This is a genomic window from Arthrobacter sp. 2RAF22 (assembly GCF_052115325.1).
Lineage (GTDB): Bacteria > Actinomycetota > Actinomycetes > Actinomycetales > Micrococcaceae > Arthrobacter.
Genome location: NZ_JBFRGL010000001.1, coordinates 225,743 through 244,475, shown reverse-complemented (window position 1 = coordinate 244,475; position 18,733 = coordinate 225,743). Strand labels below are relative to the sequence as shown.

General features: G+C 61.0%; 15 protein-coding genes. 6 read left to right on the top strand and 9 right to left on the bottom strand.

Translation table 11 applies throughout. The features are described 5' to 3' along the window. The first annotated feature begins 128 nt into the window (after nucleotides 1-128). Complete coding sequence (locus tag AB4068_RS01065) at nucleotides 129-536, top strand: hypothetical protein (RefSeq protein WP_253257159.1); 408 nt, start codon at nucleotides 129-131, stop codon at nucleotides 534-536. A gap of 24 nt (nucleotides 537-560) precedes the next feature. Here AB4068_RS01065 and AB4068_RS01060 read toward each other — a convergent pair whose 3' ends face one another. Beyond that, nucleotides 561-4,679, bottom strand: coding sequence for an FtsK/SpoIIIE domain-containing protein (locus AB4068_RS01060; RefSeq protein WP_441432480.1), 4,119 nt, complete (start codon nucleotides 4,677-4,679; stop codon nucleotides 561-563). Nucleotides 4,680-4,891: 212 nt separating this feature from the next. On the opposite strand from AB4068_RS01060, the gene glf reads away from it, so the two are divergent. From glf to AB4068_RS01040, 4 genes are read left to right on the top strand one after another with little or no spacing between them, the layout of a single operon-like run. Further along, nucleotides 4,892-6,079, top strand: a complete 1,188-nt coding sequence (gene glf / locus AB4068_RS01055) for a UDP-galactopyranose mutase (protein ID WP_059387555.1) — start codon at nucleotides 4,892-4,894, stop codon at nucleotides 6,077-6,079. A gap of 14 nt (nucleotides 6,080-6,093) precedes the next feature. Further along, on the top strand, nucleotides 6,094-8,058 hold the full coding sequence (locus AB4068_RS01050; protein WP_059387567.1) for a glycosyltransferase: 1,965 nt from the start codon (nucleotides 6,094-6,096) through the stop codon (nucleotides 8,056-8,058). Continuing rightward, a complete protein-coding gene (locus tag AB4068_RS01045; RefSeq protein WP_059387556.1) occupies nucleotides 8,059-8,928 on the top strand; it encodes an ABC transporter permease in 870 nt (289 codons plus the stop codon). A 1-nt stretch (nucleotide 8,929) separates the two neighbouring features. After that, on the top strand, nucleotides 8,930-9,691 hold the full coding sequence (locus tag AB4068_RS01040) for an ABC transporter ATP-binding protein (RefSeq protein ID WP_059387557.1): 762 nt from the start codon (nucleotides 8,930-8,932) through the stop codon (nucleotides 9,689-9,691). Nucleotides 9,692-9,799: 108 nt separating this feature from the next. On the opposite strand, the gene AB4068_RS01035 is transcribed toward AB4068_RS01040, so the two are convergent. The 8 genes from AB4068_RS01035 to AB4068_RS01000 all read right to left on the bottom strand — a co-directional run bounded on the left by AB4068_RS01035 (nucleotide 9,800) and on the right by AB4068_RS01000 (nucleotide 17,855). After that, entirely contained in the window at nucleotides 9,800-11,755 is a 1,956-nt protein-coding gene (locus AB4068_RS01035) for a DUF6541 family protein (RefSeq protein WP_441432479.1), read from the bottom strand. Nucleotides 11,756-11,764: 9 nt separating this feature from the next. Next, nucleotides 11,765-12,628, bottom strand: coding sequence for a glucose-1-phosphate thymidylyltransferase RfbA (rfbA, locus tag AB4068_RS01030; protein ID WP_059387568.1), 864 nt, complete (start codon nucleotides 12,626-12,628; stop codon nucleotides 11,765-11,767). 71 nt (nucleotides 12,629-12,699) lie between these two features. Continuing rightward, entirely contained in the window at nucleotides 12,700-13,614 is a 915-nt protein-coding gene (locus tag AB4068_RS01025; protein WP_306961026.1) for a glycosyltransferase, read from the bottom strand. A 10-nt stretch (nucleotides 13,615-13,624) separates the two neighbouring features. Then, entirely contained in the window at nucleotides 13,625-14,512 is an 888-nt protein-coding gene (locus tag AB4068_RS01020; RefSeq protein WP_059387559.1) for a glycosyltransferase, read from the bottom strand. Nucleotides 14,513-14,520: 8 nt separating this feature from the next. Continuing rightward, nucleotides 14,521-14,904: a DUF2304 domain-containing protein gene (locus AB4068_RS01015; RefSeq protein WP_059387560.1), complete on the bottom strand. Its 384-nt coding sequence runs from the start codon at nucleotides 14,902-14,904 to the stop codon at nucleotides 14,521-14,523. Next, entirely contained in the window at nucleotides 14,904-15,659 is a 756-nt protein-coding gene (locus AB4068_RS01010) for a glycosyltransferase family 2 protein (protein WP_284988465.1), read from the bottom strand. The genes AB4068_RS01015 and AB4068_RS01010 overlap by 1 nt, the downstream gene beginning before the upstream one ends. A 14-nt stretch (nucleotides 15,660-15,673) precedes the next feature. Then, complete coding sequence (locus AB4068_RS01005) at nucleotides 15,674-16,606, bottom strand: glycosyltransferase (RefSeq protein WP_284988464.1); 933 nt, start codon at nucleotides 16,604-16,606, stop codon at nucleotides 15,674-15,676. Between the two features lie 10 nt (nucleotides 16,607-16,616). After that, nucleotides 16,617-17,855 carry a polysaccharide biosynthesis protein gene (locus AB4068_RS01000; protein ID WP_306961023.1) on the bottom strand — a complete coding sequence of 413 codons (1,239 nt, stop codon included), beginning with the start codon at nucleotides 17,853-17,855 and terminating at the stop codon, nucleotides 16,617-16,619. Between the two features lie 96 nt (nucleotides 17,856-17,951). Between AB4068_RS01000 and AB4068_RS00995 the strand changes: the two genes are divergently transcribed. Beyond that, nucleotides 17,952-18,707, top strand: coding sequence for a glycosyltransferase (locus AB4068_RS00995; protein ID WP_441432478.1), 756 nt, complete (start codon nucleotides 17,952-17,954; stop codon nucleotides 18,705-18,707). Nucleotides 18,708-18,733 lie beyond the last annotated feature (26 nt).

Here is an 18,733-nt window from a genome sequence, read left to right as displayed (position 1 = left end):
ACTCACAGGTATTCGACTATGTCCGGTAGTGTGCCAGTGTGTCAAGACCCCCTCTGAACCCCCACCATCACCCAGCAGCGCCCGGCGACGACGGCCAGGGGACCAGCCGCGATAACTTAGGCCGGGCAATCGGCGGAGGACCGCGTCCTGCAGGAATCGTTGTTATTTCGATTGTGGTTGTGCTGGAAGCCCTCGCACTATTGATCGCCGGGGCGCTGTATATATACGAGCTCGTGACAGGGGCTCCGGTGGCCTCATTCTGGGGAGCCGTATTTACTTTGGGCCTTCTGCTGGCCTTTTCTGCATTGTTGTTTGCCGTGGGACACTTCCTGTTCCGTGGCTACCGTTGGACCCGGGCACCGGCGTTGGTTGCCCAGCTGTTCGCCCTGACCATCGGGTTTCCCACCATGACCGGAGGCCTGGTTCTCGCCGGCCTGGCCATGGTGGTGCCGGCTTTGGCCGCGATCGTCTTTTTGTTCGACAAGCGGGTGGTTGCCTTTGCTTCCCGGGCGGGCGGATCCCGCGCCGCCCTCTAGCTGTTTTCGCTTTGGTACGGCTTCCTAACCCGGAGCGGCGATCTGGAGGGAGCGTGTTCGTCCATTCTCAATGAGGACAGCACGACCCGGTGGCGGCGCTTGTTCGGCGGCGATGCGCACGCCGAAGAAATCCGCAGCGGCAGGCGGCGCATTGCCAAGGAGAAGTCCGGTTCCGTGGTTTCCGGCCAGGGAAGCAAGCGGCGTCCGTTGCATGAGGGCTGGGCTTCCCGCAGTCGCCACGACTGAGAAGCCCATGCCGGGAAGTTCAGCCAGGAGGACGGCGGTTTCGCTGCTGAGGCGATCGACGTCGTCCACGAGGGGGATGACTTCTGCTCCCACGAGCCTGCGGCGCGCATCCCGGTGGAATGCAGCCCAACAGGCATCAGGATCGGTCCCTTCGGGTGGCGCCCACCAATGATGGCCTGGATTGAGCATGGCCAACGCGGTGAGCAACGAGGACTTGCCGGAACCGGGAGTGCCAAGGGCGAGGAGGATGCCTGGGCGCGGCAGTGTGATCCAAGCAGGTTCGTGTTCGTCCCCTCCAACCCCGAGGAGTACCGACCCCTGCGCGCGAGCGCGGGAAAGGGCAGCGGTTTCGGTTCGGCTAAGGGCAGCGAGATCCGAAGCCCGGATGAACTGCGGCAGGGGATCCACCCGGAATGGGCGCCGTGCGGGCTCCGGGGGCACGCCGTATGGCCAGGCCACGCCTGGAGGGGGCGCCACGAGCTGCGCGACTGCCGTGTCGACGTCAAGCAGGTTGCCACTCACGACCGCCCGGCCTGTCAGAGGCTTCATAGCCACGAAACGCGGCCACGCCAAGCGCCCTTCTTCCGTTGTCCCGGTGGGAAAGAAGGCGCGGTTGGGGATTGACGCGAACATGCGTGACGCTGTCAGTTCGCGATCGCCGGTGACAAGAACAGCCACTCCTGCCTTTGGTCCATCGCGGACGATCGCATGAACAACGTCTTCTGCCCAGGCCAGCGCTCCGGCGCGCAACTCGGAGACCCACGAACCCCAGTTCGAGATAACCAGCAGAAGCGGGACCTGCCCGGCGGTTCCCGGGGATTGCCGCGACGACATCTCAGCCGCGAGCCTCTCCAGGATGCGGACTCCCCTCCTGCTGTCGGTGGAGGAGACGACGGCCGCCACTCGTCCCTGGGCTGCCACGTCGGTGTACGAACCGTCGCCGTCGAGGATATAGAGATGGAGTTCCTCGGCACTTCCAACAAGCTGCGCCGCTGCCGCCTTACAGGTATCGTCGACTCCACTCCCAGGAGGACCAACGAGTCCAAGATTCCCGTGGACGAGCGGAGTCCAGTACAAGCCGGCAACTCGTTGTTGCGCCGGCAAGTCTGCCAAGCCAAGGTAGGCTGTCGGCCCTGCCGGCGATCCGCTTGCCGCGCGCTTTCCCGTGATTGCCGCTATGCCGGGGGATTCGTGAAAGGGAACGGATTCTGGAAGCGGATGTGCAACGGGTCTCCGGGGTGCTGAACGCCCGCGGACGTCCCAAACCTGGTTGATCGCCTTAATAATGGAACGGGCGGCTTCTGCTGGCGTCGCGATCGCCCCCTGAATCGCTGCGTCGGCTGTTTCAGACCAACCGCCGAAGCGGAGCGACCCCGTTGTCGGCAATGCAACGGCCTTTGTGAGCGCCGGGGCCTTTTCGCTGCCCGCAAGAGTTGCCGACTGAAAGGGCTCGGCATCCTCCCCTCCGCGAACCATATATGCCCGGCCAGGTCGAGACACCGGAATCGATGCCGCCGCCGGTGAGTTGATGATGTCCCGGGATTCCATTTCTGATTGGACGCGAAGGGCAATGCTGGTAGTCACGTTGGCCCGGATGTCCGCACTCAGGGCACCCTGTGGACGTTGTGTAGCCATGATCAAGTGAATGCCCAGAGACCGTCCTACCGTGGCGATCCGCATCAATTCGGCCAAGGCATCGGGGGCGTCTTCAATGAGCATCCTGAATTCGTCGATTACAAGTACAAGACGGGGCAGTATTGGAAACCGGCTCCTTCGTCCCGACTCGCCCCCGCCCCCGGTTCCGCCGGCTTTGGCCCAATATGCAGGCAAATCAGGGACCCCGGCCTTCGAAAGGGTCGCTTCCCGCATCCGAACCTCGGCCCGGAGGGAGGAGAGGGTACGTTCGAGCTCGTGTTCGCTGAGGTCCGTCAGCATTCCGACGCATTGCGGAAGGTCGAGCAACGGCCCGAGGCCCGAACCTCCTTTGAAATCAACAAACAGGAAGTTGACCCTGTCCGGGCTGTGGGTCAGCGAGATTGCGGACACTATCGTGCGCAGAAGCTCTGACTTTCCCGATCCCGTAGTTCCAGCAACGAGGAGATGCGGGCCGTCTGAAACCAGGTCCAACGACCGGGGTCCGTCGGTTCCTTGCCCGATGACCGCAGACAGCCCTCCGCGTACTGAAGAAGTGCTCCAGCGGTCCGCGATGCTTGAAGGCTCTGGCGGAAGCAATTCGGCAAGTTGGCAACAAGAGGGGACAAGCGGCGCCCCTTCTGCCGCCGAGCCGGGCAATCTCGCCAATGACCGACAGTAGCGGTCGAAGACAAGGTGCGGTACAAGGTCAGGGTCAAATTCCGTTTCCGATAGACACGAGCGGAGGATTGCGCCATTGCTCCACAGTTCGACCGCGCAACTGCTTTCGTCCCCGCCTGCGGAACGTTGGAAGACTCTCCATCCGGACTCGATCGCCGCCGCCCGGAGTGCGCCGATGGTGGGATCACGTTCCGGCCCCACCAGAAACAGTGCTCCCGGTCTGTCCGTGGGCGCGGAAAGAACAGTTGCGGCTGAAGAGGAGTCCGTGGTCAAGGTGACGCGGGGGAGGAACCGGGCACTTGACGGCAAGTGGGTCATCGCTCCGTGTATGAGGACGGGGACGTTGCTTGCGCCCGGAAAGGCGGCCAGTTGCATGAGTAGGAATCTGAACATTCCTTGCACCTTGGCTTCGGGTCCCGAGAGGGAAACGGTTTGCAGGGAGGGATCCAGAACTACCGGAACCGGGCCTAAATGCGGTGGCTGAAAGCCCGGGTCCGCGGGATCGAGCGCAACGCGGGCATTCTGCGGACTGGTGCCGAGCCGGAGCCAGACATCGCGGCAGCCCGCCGTTCCTTGCGTTGCGCCCGAGGCTTGCTTCGTACGGGCTCCCTTAACCGTGCCGGTTCCTTGCGTTGTGCTGGTTCTTGGCGGTGTCAACTGCCTTCGTCCGTGTTCCGTGGGGAGGCAGGCTGCTGAGCTGACGGCAAAGGCGAGCTCAGCGGCGGATGGTGAACACCGCCGTCGTCTGGCCCGATCCTGTTCGACGGCCGCCGCGATCGCGGCAGCCAGAAGGCGGCGCTCGCGTTTTCCCGAAATTGCCGGGACAAGAATCGCGATGGCCGAAATTGCGGTGAATCCGAGGAACATCCACATGCCGGTGGCAAGTGCCATTCCGACTCCCAGCAGGACGGGGAGCCCGGCCGTGAGGAGAAGTTGCGTTCGGTTGCCGGCATCATGGCGCCGGGGAACCAGGATCGGCTCGGCGACGCCCAGGCCTGCGGTCCCCAGCGACTCCGCTCCATGCTCATCGTCGCCGAAGACTATTGACATGACCGAGCCACCACATCGAATCCTGGAAGCGGTTGAGAGGTGGGCGGAGCGGACTTTGCGTCCATCCACCACTGTTCCGTTCGCGCTCCCCGTGTCGCTTATGGTGACGGCTGTTTCGGAGATCGTGAGGACGGCGTGAACCCGGGAAACATCGGGATCCGGGAGGCAGATATCAGCGTTGCTCCGGCCAATCGTGTAAGTGCCCCGTTCCAACGGTATGACCAGGCCCGCGGCTGGTCCGGCATGCACCAGCAAGGACAACGCTGCCGGACTCCGATTGCCGTCACGGGTGTCCCGCGCCTCCTGACCGGCCCCGTCCACCAACACAGCTCCCGAGATGAGCGGCGCCGAACCAACGGTGAGGCCGCCGAGGGGCAGTCCATCGACCGCGAGTTTTCCGGTTCCGAACTCAGCCGCGACTGCGGCCTCGACGACGGCGCCGGGTGTGCCGTTTCCCGCGGCCATGGTCAGTTCGATGGGCTCACTTTGCCGTAACGCCCCCGGGGCCCGGACAAGGGTGCAATGGAATGTCATTGTGTCCGCTCCTTCGGTTCGCGCGTCTGCTGTTCTCCCACGATATTTGTGCTGAGCACCGGGTGTTCTTGGGCAGTTGGCCTATGTGGAAAACGTGGCACTCGTTCGCCCGGGGAGGGGCCGGCTCGAAAACCGGGCGCGCCATCTCGGGTAGGCTTGACCTGCAGCCAATGCACACCATTGGGCTGCCCATATTCGAACCAGGAGATTTTGTGACCGCTGACCTCGTCATTGTCGGGTCGGGCTTTTTTGGCCTGACAATCGCAGAACAGGCAGCCACCGAGCTGGGCTTGAAGGTTGTTGTCATCGACCGCCGGCACCACGTCGGAGGCAACGCATACAGCGAAATGGAAGAGCAAACGGGCATCGAGGTGCACCGGTATGGTGCGCATCTGTTCCACACCTCGAATGAACGGGTTTGGGAATACGTCAACCGGTTCACTACCTTCACCAATTACGTGCACAAGGTGTACGGCGTCCACAAGGGCGAGGTCTACTCCCTGCCCATCAACCTGGCAACGATCAACCAGTTCTTCAGGGCCAACCTGAAGCCCGGCGAGGCGCGGGCACTCATTCAGGAGCAGGCTGGCGAACTTGCGGGAACCGATCCGCAGAACCTCAACGACAAGGGCATCCAGCTGATCGGCCGTCCACTCTACGAGGCCTTCATCAAGCACTACACCGGCAAGCAGTGGCAGACGGACCCCAAGGACCTGCCGGCAGGGATCATTTCCCGGCTTCCCGTCCGCTATAACTACGACAACCGCTACTTCAACGACAAGTACGAGGGCCTTCCGACCAACGGATACACCGCGTGGGTCGAGAAGATGGCCGAGCATCCGAACATCGAAGTGCGGCTGAACACGGACTTCTTCGACAACTCCCATGAGTATTCGAAGGACAAGGTTGTCGGCAAGATTCCCGTCGTCTACACGGGCCCGGTGGACCGCTACTTCGACTTCGTCGCCGGAGACCTGTCCTGGCGCACCATCGATTTCGAAGAGGAAGTCCTGGACATGGGCGACTTCCAGGGGACCTCCGTTGTGAACTACAACGACGACGACGTCCCGTTCACCAGGATCATCGAGCCGCGGCATTTCCACCCCGAGCGCGAATACCAGACGGAGAAGACCGTGATCATGCGTGAGTTCTCTCGATTCGCGGAAAAGGGCGACGAACCGTACTACCCGGTCAACACGGCACTCGACAGGGAGAAGCTGCTCAAGTACCGGGATTTGGCGGCGGCGGAAGAGAATGTACTCTTCGGCGGGCGTCTTGGCACCTACAAGTACCTCGATATGCACATGGCCATCGGTTCGGCGCTGTCGATGTTTGAAAACAGGATTCGTCCGCACTTCGAAAGCGGCGCGGCAATTGAAAGTGGAGGAGTAGACGCGTGAGCAGCGAAATCAAGATGCAAGTATTGCAGCGGGTTATCCTGCCCGCTGATGACCAGCTGGACACCACAGCGTTGTACGTCGACGCCGGACCAGCGAACGGTATCCGCCTCCGCGAGAACGACGAATTCGCCAGGAACCCCAAGTCGACCGAGGAGAAACTTCACTTCGTCAGTTCGGGCGGCGAAGAGGTCCATTTTGAAGACGTCCTCTCCAGGAGTTCCGTAAGGCTCCGCGCGGGAGAGCAGCTTTCCTTCGGAACGTACTTCAACGCGTTTCCCGCGAGCTACTGGCGCCGCTGGACGGACCTTCAAATGGTCCGCCTTGTTGTCCGTACAACGGGCCACGGTACAGTCACGGTCTACAAGTCGAACGCGCGGGGCACTCTCCAGCGTGTTGATGGTGCGAGGGTCGAGGGCGCCGCTGTCACCGAATTCGAACTCTCCCTCAAGCCCTTCGGCGACGGCGGGTGGTACTGGTTCGATCTGGCCTCCAGCCGTGAGGAACTGACGCTCGATTCAGCGGAATGGCAAGGCGCGGAGCGCGAGGGCAACCCCGGCAAGGTGACCCTCGAGATCACCACCATGAACAAGCCGGACTTCTGCCTGAACAACGCCAGGATCCTCTCGGAGCATCCCGAGGTGCTGGAACACGTCCAGGAAATCCTCATCGTGGACCAAGGAACCCAAAAGGTTGCCGAGCAGCCAGGCTTTGCCGAAGTGAAGTCCGCCCTCGGTGACAAGCTGCGGATCATCAACCAAGCCAATCTCGGCGGCTCGGGTGGCTTCTCCCGCGGCATGTACGAGGCCGTGGAGAACGGCAGCGACTACGCGCTCCTGTTGGACGACGACGTCGTGATCGAACCGGAGAGTATCGCGCGCCTGCTGACGTTCTCGGACCATTGCCGGAAGCCGACTATCGTCGGCGGTCACATGTTCGACCTCTACAGCCGCAGCGTTCTCCACACCTTTGGTGAAGTGGTGGACCCCTATCGATTCGTGCCGGCCATGCCCCATGCGGACATGGAGATGAGGCACGACTTCAGCGTTGCGAACCTTCGGCAGACGCCGTGGCTGCACCGGCGCGTCGACGTCGACTACAACGGCTGGTGGCTGTGCATGATCCCGACGGAAATCATCCGCGAGATCGGGCTGTCGCTTCCCGTCTTTATCAAGTGGGACGACGCCGAATACGGACTTCGCGCCCGTGAAGCCGGTTTTGCCACGGTTTCCTTGCCCGGCGCGGCCGTCTGGCATGTCTCCTGGATCGACAAGGACGACCTGGTCGGATGGCAAGCCTATTTCCATGGCCGGAACCGCCTGATCACCACGCTCATCTACAGCCCCTATAAGAAGGGTGGCCGCGTTATCCGGGAGTCGTTCCAAGCCGATGTGAAGCACTTGGTTTCGATGCAGTACTTCACCGAACATTCACGCCTCGATGCCCTCAAGGATCTCTTCCTCGGGCCCGCGCATCTGCACGGCAATCTCGCCACGAAGCTCGGCGAGATCAATGCGTTGAAGTCCGACTATCCCGACGCGGAGATGCGCGAGAACGTCGATGATTTTCCAGCCCCGGCATTGGGCCGCGGTCCCTCCGGTCTCAATCCCATTGGACTTCCCAACAAGAAGGACCTCGTTAAATGGGGTGTCACCACGGTTGCGCGCCAGTTGGTGAAGAAGCCGGCCGCGGAATCGGCAGAGCGGCCGCAGGGCTTCCTGGCACACCGGGACAACAGATGGTTCCGCTTGGCGCACTATGACAGCGTTGTGGTTTCGAACGCCGATGGCACCGCGGCTTCCTGGTACAAACGCGATCCTGACAAGCTCAAGTCCATGCTGGCGGAAGCAGGAAAGCTCCACGCCAATCTCTACCGCCAGTGGGAGGAGCTCTCGGAGCAGTACCGCAAGGCCCTGCCGGAGATCACCTCCATGGAAGCTTGGAAGAAGACGTTTGGCTTGGCCGACGAGGAAGGCCACTAGATGGCACAGCCCGTGACCGACTTGGTCCAACCGGGCCGCGGCCGCGGCATCGTCGACGTCTACAAACACAAGTTCCTGCTGCAATTACTGGTGCGCAAGGAGATCAAGATCCGCTATCGCGGCTCCGTCTTGGGACTCCTGTGGTCCTACGTGAAGCCGCTGATGCAGTTCTTGATCTACTTCGTCGCTCTCGGCGTCTTCCTCGACATGCAGCGCGGAACCCCCAACTACGCGATCTATCTGTTTGCAGGAATTGTGCTGGTCAATTTCTTCACGGAGTCGCTGGGCAACGCGACCCGTTCGATTGTGGACAACCGAGACCTTATCCGTAAGATCTACCTGCCCCGGGAGCTGTTCCCCGTCTCGACCGTGTGGGTTTCCGCAGCCCATTTGCTTCCCCAGGTAGTGGTCTTGCTCGGAGCCTGCCTCTTGACCGGTTGGAGTCCCTCGGTCTGGCAATTGCTGGCAGTCGTCGGGGCGTTTGTGCTGACAGCGATTCTTTCCACCGGCCTTGGCCTCCTTTTCGGTGCCGCCAACGTCTACTTCCGCGACTCCGAGAACATCGTGGATATGATCCTCATGATCGTCACGTGGGCCTCACCGGTCCTTTACGTGTGGCCGATGGTGCAGCGCGTCATGGGTCCCTGGTTCTTTTTGTACCAGCTGAATCCGGTCACAGTCGCCGTCGAAATCTTCCACTGGGCATTTTGGTCCCCGACGCTGAGCGCTGCGCAATCCGGGTCGATTTCCATGCCGCCGGACCTGCTCACCGTCTGGTTCCCCTCTGCCTTTGGCGTCGCTGCACTCGTCCTCGTGATCGGCCAGCTCGTCTTCATGAAGTTGTCTGTCCACTTTGCCCAGGAGCTCTGAAATGACTGTACCCGCGGAAGTTTCCGACAGGGTGGCGATCACCTGCCGGAATTTGCGGAAGAAGTTCGTGCTCCGGCACACCCGCAGCATGAAAGAAGCAATTGTCTGGTTGCTGACGGGGCGTAAAGGGGACCTTTCGAAGAAGTTCGATGCGCTGAAGGACGTTTCGCTGGATGTCGAACAAGGCGAAACCGTGGCGTTGCTCGGGCTTAATGGCTCAGGCAAGTCAACTCTCTTGAAGCTCATTTCGGGCGTGCTCCAGCCGGACGAGGGTACCGTGCATACAAGGGGAAGAGTCGCTGGACTGATCGAAGTCGGAGCCGGTTTCCACCACGACCTCAGCGGGCGCGACAACGTGTACCTCAACGGGGCCATCCTTGGGATGAGCCAAAACCAGATCGATGAAATGTTCGACTCGATTGTGGAGTTCTCCGAAATCGGAGAGTTCATCGACACCGAGGTCAAGTTCTATTCATCGGGCATGTACCTGAAGTTGGCTTTCTCGATCGCGGTTCACACGGACCCGGAGGTCTTCCTCATCGACGAGATCCTTGCCGTGGGCGACGAACCGTTCCAACGCAAATGCATCACCAAGATCAACGAATTGGCAGCGGCCGGCAAGACGCTGTTCGTAGTGAGCCACGACTTGGATCTGGTCGCCTCGGTGTGCAAGCGTGGTGTGCTCCTGGAGCACGGCGAGATCATCATGGACGGCGAAGTGCATGACGTCGTCCGGGAACTCCGGCGCCGCTCGGCGGACTAGCCCAGGGGCGCGGGACTAGCGAAGGGCCGGCCAACCCGCCAAGGCCGGCCTGGATACCGCTTCCGACACCTGAGGACACCAACTGGACAGTGCGCCTTCTCAGCTGGCTCAGCAGGCGGTTATCTTGTAGAGCTTCGCATTTCCCTGGCTGTCTACGAGCTGAACTCCGGGGTTTTGGTCCAAGCGGGCCAAACCAGCCGGAGTGTGGTTGCCTCCATGGACTTCCAGCAATCCGAAGTCAAGGACGTAATAGGAATGCTCGCTCCGAACAGCCCTGCACACCGCGGGGTCCTTTGAGACTGCATCCAAGTGGTCGTAGATCTCTTGGAGATCAGGCGAAACATAGCTAAGGATATGGAGCTGAGCAGACTTGCGATCACCGAGGGCATACGAAAGAGCCGCTCCGGTGTAGGGATTCCCGATCAAGATCGCGTCTTGCGGGACGTCATTGTGCAGTCTTTGGAAGATTGCCAGCTCGTCGCTCGAAACCAAAGGGGAGTCCGCCGACAAGGCGTACTTTGACGCCGCTTGCTCCACTTCCTTGTTCACTCCGCCCACTTGTCCGACGACGACGGCAACGGCGACGAGAACGGCAGCCAAGGCGTATTGAAGTGCATTCCGGAGACCGGACCGGCGGATCCCTGGGCCGCTTCGACGGAAAACCCGCTTGAACAGTTGCGAAAGGTATGGGTTGTGGCAGATCCACTCGACGCCCACGGCAGCAAGCAAGACAGCGACAAGGGGCAACAGTGCTGCAATACGGTAGCTGTCGTTGTACCAGACGCCCGTCAAAATACTACGGACCCTGGAAATGGGGAAGCCGGACACAACCACAAACAGCACCGTGAAAATCAGGAAAACTCCTGCGAGCCATTTGTACCGAATCCGCCCCAGCGCCGCCCAAAGGCCCAGGAGCGCCACCGGTGCCACCAGCCAGGCGGCAGGCAAATCCAACGGAGAGAAAACAATGGCTTCGCCGAGAGCTTGCGGGACCGTATGGTACGGGCCCCAGAATGAAGCGTCCGACGGTGGCCTGAGGACGATCCAGAGGATGAGGAATACAACGCAATAGCCGATCAAGGGGACCATGAACCTGGCCCTCCCAAGACGCAGCAAACCCCGTCTCCGGAGCTTGAAGGCCTTCCACGCAAGGACACCGACCATCGGGGCCGTCCATGTGAGCCAGGCCATGAAGGTGGTCGGATGCGCCACAAGGAGCCCCGCAAGGCTCAACAAGAGCGCGAGGACCGCCGACAGGTCCCGGGGCACCCAGGCCGGGGAAACCCTGGAAATTGCCGCAGCCAGGGCTATGGAACCCGGCAGGATGCTGATCGACAGCAGATTGGGGTACAGGACACCGAAGTCCATCATCAGGAGCGGGAATGCGCCAAGCGAGGCGGACGCTATGCCGGCCGCCAGTGCAACCGCGGAGGAACGGCCGATGGTCCACCTGGCCGCCAAGACGCAGCCTAGAGGCCAAAACACTGCCGCGAGGACTATGCTCGTGAGGTTCACGGCGACCGGAACGTCCAGCGCGAAGGTCGAGGCGACCAAGGTCGCCACCGCGTTCCAGCCTGCGGGATAGAAACCACCGCCGGTCATGTCGCCTATCGTCAGGGACGAGGCATTCCCGGTATCAAGGGCGTACTTGACGGAGTTGAGGTGAAACACCGCATCGTAGGTCTGCGAAAAATGCTCGGGGCCGCCGATAGCCTGCATAACCCTGGCGCCGACCACCGCGAGTGCGAGCGCACAGGCCACAAATGGTGCTGACCGCCGCCAAAGCCCCGGCCTCGGCATTTCCCCGGCGCGAGGACGGAACCGGGAAACGAACCACGCGATGACGCCGAGCGCGACCGCCACGATAGCGACCGGAAGCACGGTGAACCGGACATGCAAAAAGGGGCTCAGCGTCGAAGCCAGGACAATCACGCCTACCGAGAGGGCAGGGGACAGCCCTAGCGCATCAAATCCTCGATAGCGCAATCCGAGTGCCACAAGCAGTCCGGGAGCAACCAGCAATAAGGCAGCACCGACTAACTGCGGAAGGACAGACCACCACACGGGCGGGGACTAGTCTTCCAGCAGGCCGTGGAGGTACGCTCCGTAACCGCTCTTGACCAACGGCTCGGCACGTGCCCGCAACTCGTCGTCGGAAAGAAAACCCTGGCGCCAGGCGATTTCCTCGGGAGCTCCGATCTTGAGGCCTTGGCGGTTCTCTACCGTGCGAATGAAATTCGACGCGTCGTTGAGGTCGTTGAAGGTACCGGTGTCGAGCCAGGCCGTGCCCCGCGGAAGGATCTCGACATGAAGCTTTTCGTTCTGAAGATATGTCCTGTTGATGTCCGTGATTTCGAGCTCGCCACGGGGTGAAGGCTTGAGGTTCTTGGCGATCTCCACAACATCGTTGTCATAGAAATACAGGCCCGGAACGGCGTAGTGCGATTTGGGGTGTTCCGGCTTTTCCTCCAAGGAAATGGCTTTGCCATCTTCATTGAATTCGACCACGCCGTAGGCCTTGGGATCCTTCACCCAATAACCAAAGACCGCACCGCCGTCGATGTTCGCATGCTTCCGAAGCTGCGTTCCCATGCCCTGTCCGTAGAAGATATTGTCTCCCAGGACGAGGGCAACGGTTTCATTTCCGATATGTTCCTCACCCAGGATAAATGCTTGGGCGAGACCGTCGGGCGACGGCTGCTGGACGTAGGAAATGTTCACGCCGAATTGGGAACCGTCGCCAAGGAGCCGTTGAAACTGCTCTGCGTCGTGGGGAGTGGTGATGACGAGAATGTCTCGAATGCCCGCCAGAATGAGCGTGGAGAGGGGGTAGTAGATCATCGGCTTGTCGTAAACCGGGACCAGCTGCTTGCTGATGCCGTGAGTAATCGGATGGAGACGAGAGCCGGTGCCACCGGCAAGAATGATTCCACGCATGGTCCCCATCATCCCTTACCTTCGAGTCCGCGGCAAAACCAGCGACTGGCCAATGGCCGCCGACTCAACTCCTAGCCGAGGTGCGCTCTTCCGCTCCGGCCGCGGAGGCCGTCGATGGTTCCCCTCAATGCTGACTGGAGCCGGGCAGCGCGGCCGGGTGCCAACACTGACACGAAAACGAGGTGCCTCATGTCGAGAAACAAGCCAGAGGCAACCCATCCTGGATGTGCCTTAACGTATCGCCGGCCAACCAGAATCCTGTTTCGGAAGATGTAGTAATAACGCCAGGAAGCAGCAATGCGGACTTTCAACGGACGATCTTGAAGTTTGATGTCCCTGCCCAGAATATTCGCATCTACCAAGGTTCCTAGCGAATGGTCGAATTCTGCGTCCGCAAGTACAGTCGGAAGCCCGGCATCGAGGGCGCGGAAGTAGTATTCCGTGTCCACGAGGTCGATGAAAAGGCCATCCCAGAAGTTACCGATAGCGTCCAGGGTGGAAACCGGAATCAGCAGTCCGGATTGAATCGGTTCCCGTCCCAGCTGGATCCCGGATTTCGAACCGGCTTTCTTCACGGGATTGCCATGGATGCGGGCCGGGGAAACAAGGCCCGGGGTTATGCCTGCGGCCTCGGCCGACTGGGCGGCCTCCACTAGCCGGTGGACATATTCGGCGGTCAGGAGCGAATCCTGGTCGACGGTGATGATGTAGTCGATCGGCGCTTTGCGCGCCAAGTCGATCCCCGCGTTCAACGCGGATGCGATTCCGGAGTTTTCTTCGAGCCGCAGCACCATAGCGCCGGCGTCCGCCGCGTCCTCGAAGATCCGATCAAAACCGGGCCCGCCGCCGTCGTCGACTACTACAACGGTGGTGAGTTGGCCCAGCAAGGACGAGACGTTACGGACCAGGTGCGACGTCGGACGATAGGCGGTGACCACCGCGGCTACGTTGTTTAGCCGCTTCGACGGATCAATTTCGGGTGGCAAGTCGAACTTCCTAGTTTCCAAGGGTATGCCTCAGGAGGGACCCGACAGCCGCGGGGCTGCCGTGCAAGGCGGCATTGGGCAGGAGCAAGAAAGCATGGGCCCGGGACGTCAGGCGCAATGCAGCCGCCCGTGATGCCTTTCTCCACCCCTTCTTCCTGCAGAGCTCTGCAGCAAGTTCGAAGTAGCCGCGTTCGCCGGCAAAACGGGAGCCGTCCAGCAATTTGCTTGAGGAAGCGCTGGCGGTGTGCCTGCGGTATGCGAAACATACCTCCGGCTCGATGAGTAACTCAGCTCCAGCCAAGACCATGTCGATGATCAAGCCAAGGTCCTGGATGACGTGGAGACCATCCCTGAAATCGAAGTTCCCGATTTTGTCCCGGCGGAAAATCAGGGAGGGCCAGTAGAGCCAGTCACCATGGAGAAGGCTGACTGCCAGTTTCTCGCCGCTGACCACCCTGGGCCGGGACCCGTGTGGCTTGACGAGGTGCTGCTTCACAAGATCGGCAATCGGCCGGGCGTTCTCCCCGGCCTCGTTGATCACTTCCACGCCTGGCTGGATGATCCAGGCTTCCGGGAAATCCCGGTGGGCGCGAAGTGCGACATCAACGAAGTTAGGGAGCAGGATGTCGTCGCAACCCATGACCACAAGCGTGTCCTGCGTTGCCCGGGAGACACACGTGCGGAAGTTTGCCGTAATTCCTTCGTTGGTTTCCTTGCGGACATAGGTGATGCGTGGATCGTTGATTTCTTCCAAGTATCGGCGGACCTCATCGCCCGGATAGGCGTCGTCCACAACGGTCAGGAGCCAATCGTCCGAATTCTGTGCCAGTACGCTGTCGACTGCCTGCCGCATGTAGTCAGGATCCCCCCAGTAGGGGATGAAGATATCAAGGGCCATTCGGTTCCTTACTTTGGTCCGGAAGGAGCGGAGGTGTCGTCCTCCTGGGTCTCGGCGGCCTGGAGGCGCTCAAGGAGGGTGCGCATGATCGCAACTTCCTCAGCCAGCGTCCTGGTCTCATCTTCGACGACCGAGATCTCCCAGGAAAGGTGCAAACAGACGCCCAGCAGCAGCAGGATGCTGATGATGAACAGCAAGTTCGACGGAAGCTGCACGCCAACGAGTTCGGCAACGATTGTCAGCAAACTCGGGAACGCGGCAAGGACCAAAGTTCCAATGCCCACCACGAGCCATAGTGCCGCATATTTCTCGCGGAGCTTCTTGCGCCGGAGCATTTCGAAAACGATCCCCACGATCGCCAACGAGAGGAGGAAGGCCGCCAGATTTCCCATTAGGATGCCTCCTGGGCCCATGTTGTTGATGCGGATGGAATAGCGGATCTCTTACGGGTAAGCGCGAAAAGGAGTGCGAAAGTGGAACGGCCGAGATAAACCGCTGCCTTGGCAGGATTGTGGCTTGGAGTTCCGCCCTGGCGCGGGCGCATGGCCACGGGGATCTGGGTCACTTTGCACCCGGAACGTATTGCCACGACCAGGGAGTCAATCGTGTCGCCGAGGTACTCCGCGGGATAGTGGTCAAGATACTGGCTGATGGCGCGGTCGTTGGCGGCACGAAATCCTGACGTCACATCCGTGAGGCGCGTCTTTGCAAGGCCGGAGATGACTTTTGCGAGGAACTGCATTGCCCATTTCCGGGGGCCGCTCACCTTGTATTCACCTTTGTCCGCGAATCGGGCGCCGATTGAGATGTCGGCGTGCTCCAGTCCGGCGAGCACCTCGCCGATGTTCCGGGGATCATGCTGCCCGTCGGCGTCGACCTGGATCACGCGGCTGTAGCCGAGGCGCTTCGCGTATTTGAAGCCGGCGCGCATGGCACCACCGACGCCGAGGTTGAAGGGAAGGTTCAAGACTGTCGCTCCGGCTTCGGCGGCAACTTCCGCGGTGGCGTCGGAGGAGCCATCATTGACGACCAGTACGTCGTAAGGGCATCCGACGTCGAGGACTTCGCGCACGGTGTCGCCCACCGACTCGGCTTCATTCCACGCCGGCATGATGACCAAGACCCGCGTTGAGTCATGATTTTCCATCGTTCTCCTATATGTCATCGTGGCTGGATGCGGTTGAGGAGGTCCTGGCTGATGCGACCCTGCCGTCCGCGGCATGAATCGATGAGCCCCTCCCAAGCGGCGATCGCCAAGTACCGTCGATCCGGGCTGAATGCGAAGCGGAGAAGCTGTGCTTTCGCGTCTTCCAGCATGCGCCGAATCACCCAGGCCGGGTTGCGGCGCCAGTACCTGCGGGCGAGTGTGGTGCCGTTTCGCATGATGTAGTACATCCGGAAAGGCGAGTAGTAGTTGAAGGACAAATCGTTGCCACGGAGCCGTAAGGGCCGCCCAAGCACCTTCGCCGGGAGGCGCGCCCCGAGCCTGTGCCCGACTTCGCAACCTGCCCCGATGAGGATGCTGTAGCCGGCTGCCCGGACTCGCGCGGTGAACTCGGAATCCACGCAGTCGATGAAAAAGCCCGACTCGAAGTTGCCGACGTCGGCCAAGGTAGTCATCGGGATGAAGAAACCGGACTGCATGGGATCGAAGGCTTCCGGAAATCCGTGGGATGCTCCGAGGACCGGCACCTGGTGCCCGCTGAACGTCTCAGCGCTCACGAAGCCCACTTTTTGTCCTTCGGCCGTGGCCCTGTCATAGGTGGCGAGGGCGCTTGAGACGTAATCCGGGACCGGCAGCGAGTCTTGGTCGAAAGTCAGCACGAAATCCGGGCGGCTGGTCGATTCCAGCTCTTCGAGTCCGCGGTTCAGTGCGGCTGCGATTCCGGAGTTGTTGTCCAGGCGCAGTACCTTGGTTCCGTTACCGGCAAGGTGGTCAAAGATCTGCTCCGACGCCGGAGACGTACTGCAGTCATCGACGACTATGAGTTCGTCTACTTGCGTCGCGATGGATTCAGCGTTGGTGAGCAGTTCGTCGTCTGGGTTGAAAGCGGCGATCACCGCTGCGGTTCGTCTTTGTGGACTTTCAATCACGGAGATGATCCTACCCGTCCACACTTACGGGGAGCGCCTTGGCGGGCAGCAGCCTTGACGCGGGGAGGAGGAGGCCGAAGAAGAGCAACGCTTCGCTGATGGCCATTCCCAGTGCCACACCCGGAACATTTGACGCCAAGCCGGCCACTACCATGAACGCGACTCCCGCAGCTGCCGACAGCCCGGTCCACAAGAGGACAGTCCTTTGGCGTCCGGCGGGAATGAGGAGGTTCCTGATGAGGGGCGTTGAAGCCGAGAGGAAGAAGAAGGAAATCCCATAGAAGACGGACGTCGCGGTATCGGCCTTATTCGCGTCGCTGAACAGGATGGCAGAAGCCCATGGACCCAGCAGGCCCAGGCCGAGCGCTCCGGCGGCTCCGAGCGCGAGGTGCGTCATCAGCGCAACTGTGTGGCGCCGTCGGGAGTCCTCGGGGTTTCCCTCAAGCGTCCAGCTTTGAAAAGTGTTCCCGACGGCCACCACGCTGAAAAGGCCAAAGCGGTAGATGCTGTCCGCGGAGGCGAATCCGGCAGTGGCCGTTGCCAACGGCACCGTCGCCGTGGCTATCGGGACGGGGGATGAGGCGTAAGCGCTTCCGGCAAAATTGATTGCCGCGGTCCCACTTTCGGGAACGATCTCACGGATGGCATTCCCCGGGCGCCGGGGGAACCACGTCCCGCTTTCCCCGAATCGAAGCTGGAATGCTATCGACGCCACAATGGTGGCAAGGAGTGCAAGGACGCCATAGATCCAAATCTGGCCGGTCGCAAGAATGAATGGCACGCTGAGCAGTGCTGCGCAGAACCGGGGAAGGGTGTCATAGACGGCCAGAATCCGCGGTTGTCCTGTGCCGATACCGAACCAGGCCGGGGAGAAGCCGGTGAGGGCAGTGGCCCACGCCATGGTAATCGCGTCAAGGCGGTAACCGTCGTGCGCTACGAGGGCAACGATGATGCTCATGAGCGGAAAGACGACGAGCGCAATGATGATGCGCGTTCGGATGCTTCTTGAATAAAGTGATGCGCGAGCCTGCGGTGAGGGACTCCGGGCAATGGCCACGGGACCGGAAATGTTCCAGCTCCACAGAATGATCGTGGCGGCAAATACTCCGATGGCCTGGCCGGACGTGATGCTTGACCAGCCGGCCGGCCCTGCGACACGGGCAATGACGGGCAGCAGGAGGAAAGGCAGTACCAGTGCGAGAAGCGGAAGCAGCGTGAATCCAGCGAGTCGAAGCAACACGGGTTTCATTACTGGTAGGTCCTATTGCTCGACGGCGTGACCTTACGATGATACGCGATGATGCCTGCCCGCTAACGCCCTGGTAACTCGCCTAGAGTGGAGGTCATGAACGATTCGACGACGCCGGACGGCCAGGCGATCCGGGTGAGTGTCTGCCTTGCGGCCTACAAGGGATCCCGATTCATCGAGGAGCAGATTGCCTCGATTCTTCGCGATCTTGGTCCCGACGATGAACTGGTGGTCGTGGACGATGCGTCGCCCGATGACACCGCCGAGATCGTGAAGGGCATTCGGGACCCGCGGATCCGCCTTGTCGGTGCATCAGTAAACAAGGGCTATGTCAGGACGTTTGAACAGGCCGTGAAAATGAGCCGGGGCGAATTCATCATGCTTTCCGACCAGGATGACGTATGGATTCCCGGGCGAGTGGATATCATGCTGGATGCGCTGGCCGACCACAAGATTGTCGCAGGAAATTTCGACGTCCTCGGCGGCGGACCGAGACCTTGGATCCCAAGGCTTCGTGCTTCCGACTCGGGGAGGCACCTGGCCAATCTTTTCGCGATCCTGATCGGGTACCGGGCCTACTACGGGTGCGCCATGGGCATCCGCCGGGATGCGCTCAGTTACTTCGTGCCGATCCCGTCTTATGTGAACGAATCGCATGACCTCTGGCTCGCCATTTGCGGAAACGTGGCAAGGTCCATCCGCCACCTTGACGAATCGACTGTGCTCCGACGCCTGCACGACGACAACCAGACACCCGCCGGGTGGCGTTCGCTGGTCAAAATCATCAAAGCGCGGATGATGATCGCCCGTCTGATGTTCGAAGCGCTACGCCGGGTGCGCCTGGGTTCTTGACGGCCTTCACCTTGGGGTTCGGTAGG

Coding starts and splice junctions, on each gene's coding strand:
- AB4068_RS01060 (WP_441432480.1), bottom strand. CDS start 4,679: ATGACATTCCATTGCACCCTTGTCCGGGCCCCGGGGGCGTTACGGCAA.
- AB4068_RS01050 (WP_059387567.1), top strand. CDS start 6,094: ATGCAAGTATTGCAGCGGGTTATCCTGCCCGCTGATGACCAGCTGGAC.
- AB4068_RS01045 (WP_059387556.1), top strand. CDS start 8,059: ATGGCACAGCCCGTGACCGACTTGGTCCAACCGGGCCGCGGCCGCGGC.
- AB4068_RS01040 (WP_059387557.1), top strand. CDS start 8,930: ATGACTGTACCCGCGGAAGTTTCCGACAGGGTGGCGATCACCTGCCGG.
- rfbA (WP_059387568.1), bottom strand. CDS start 12,628: ATGCGTGGAATCATTCTTGCCGGTGGCACCGGCTCTCGTCTCCATCCG.
- AB4068_RS01020 (WP_059387559.1), bottom strand. CDS start 14,512: ATGGCCCTTGATATCTTCATCCCCTACTGGGGGGATCCTGACTACATG.
- AB4068_RS01015 (WP_059387560.1), bottom strand. CDS start 14,904: ATGGGAAATCTGGCGGCCTTCCTCCTCTCGTTGGCGATCGTGGGGATC.
- AB4068_RS01010 (WP_284988465.1), bottom strand. CDS start 15,659: ATGGAAAATCATGACTCAACGCGGGTCTTGGTCATCATGCCGGCGTGG.
- AB4068_RS01000 (WP_306961023.1), bottom strand. CDS start 17,855: ATGAAACCCGTGTTGCTTCGACTCGCTGGATTCACGCTGCTTCCGCTT.
- AB4068_RS00995 (WP_441432478.1), top strand. CDS start 17,952: ATGAACGATTCGACGACGCCGGACGGCCAGGCGATCCGGGTGAGTGTC.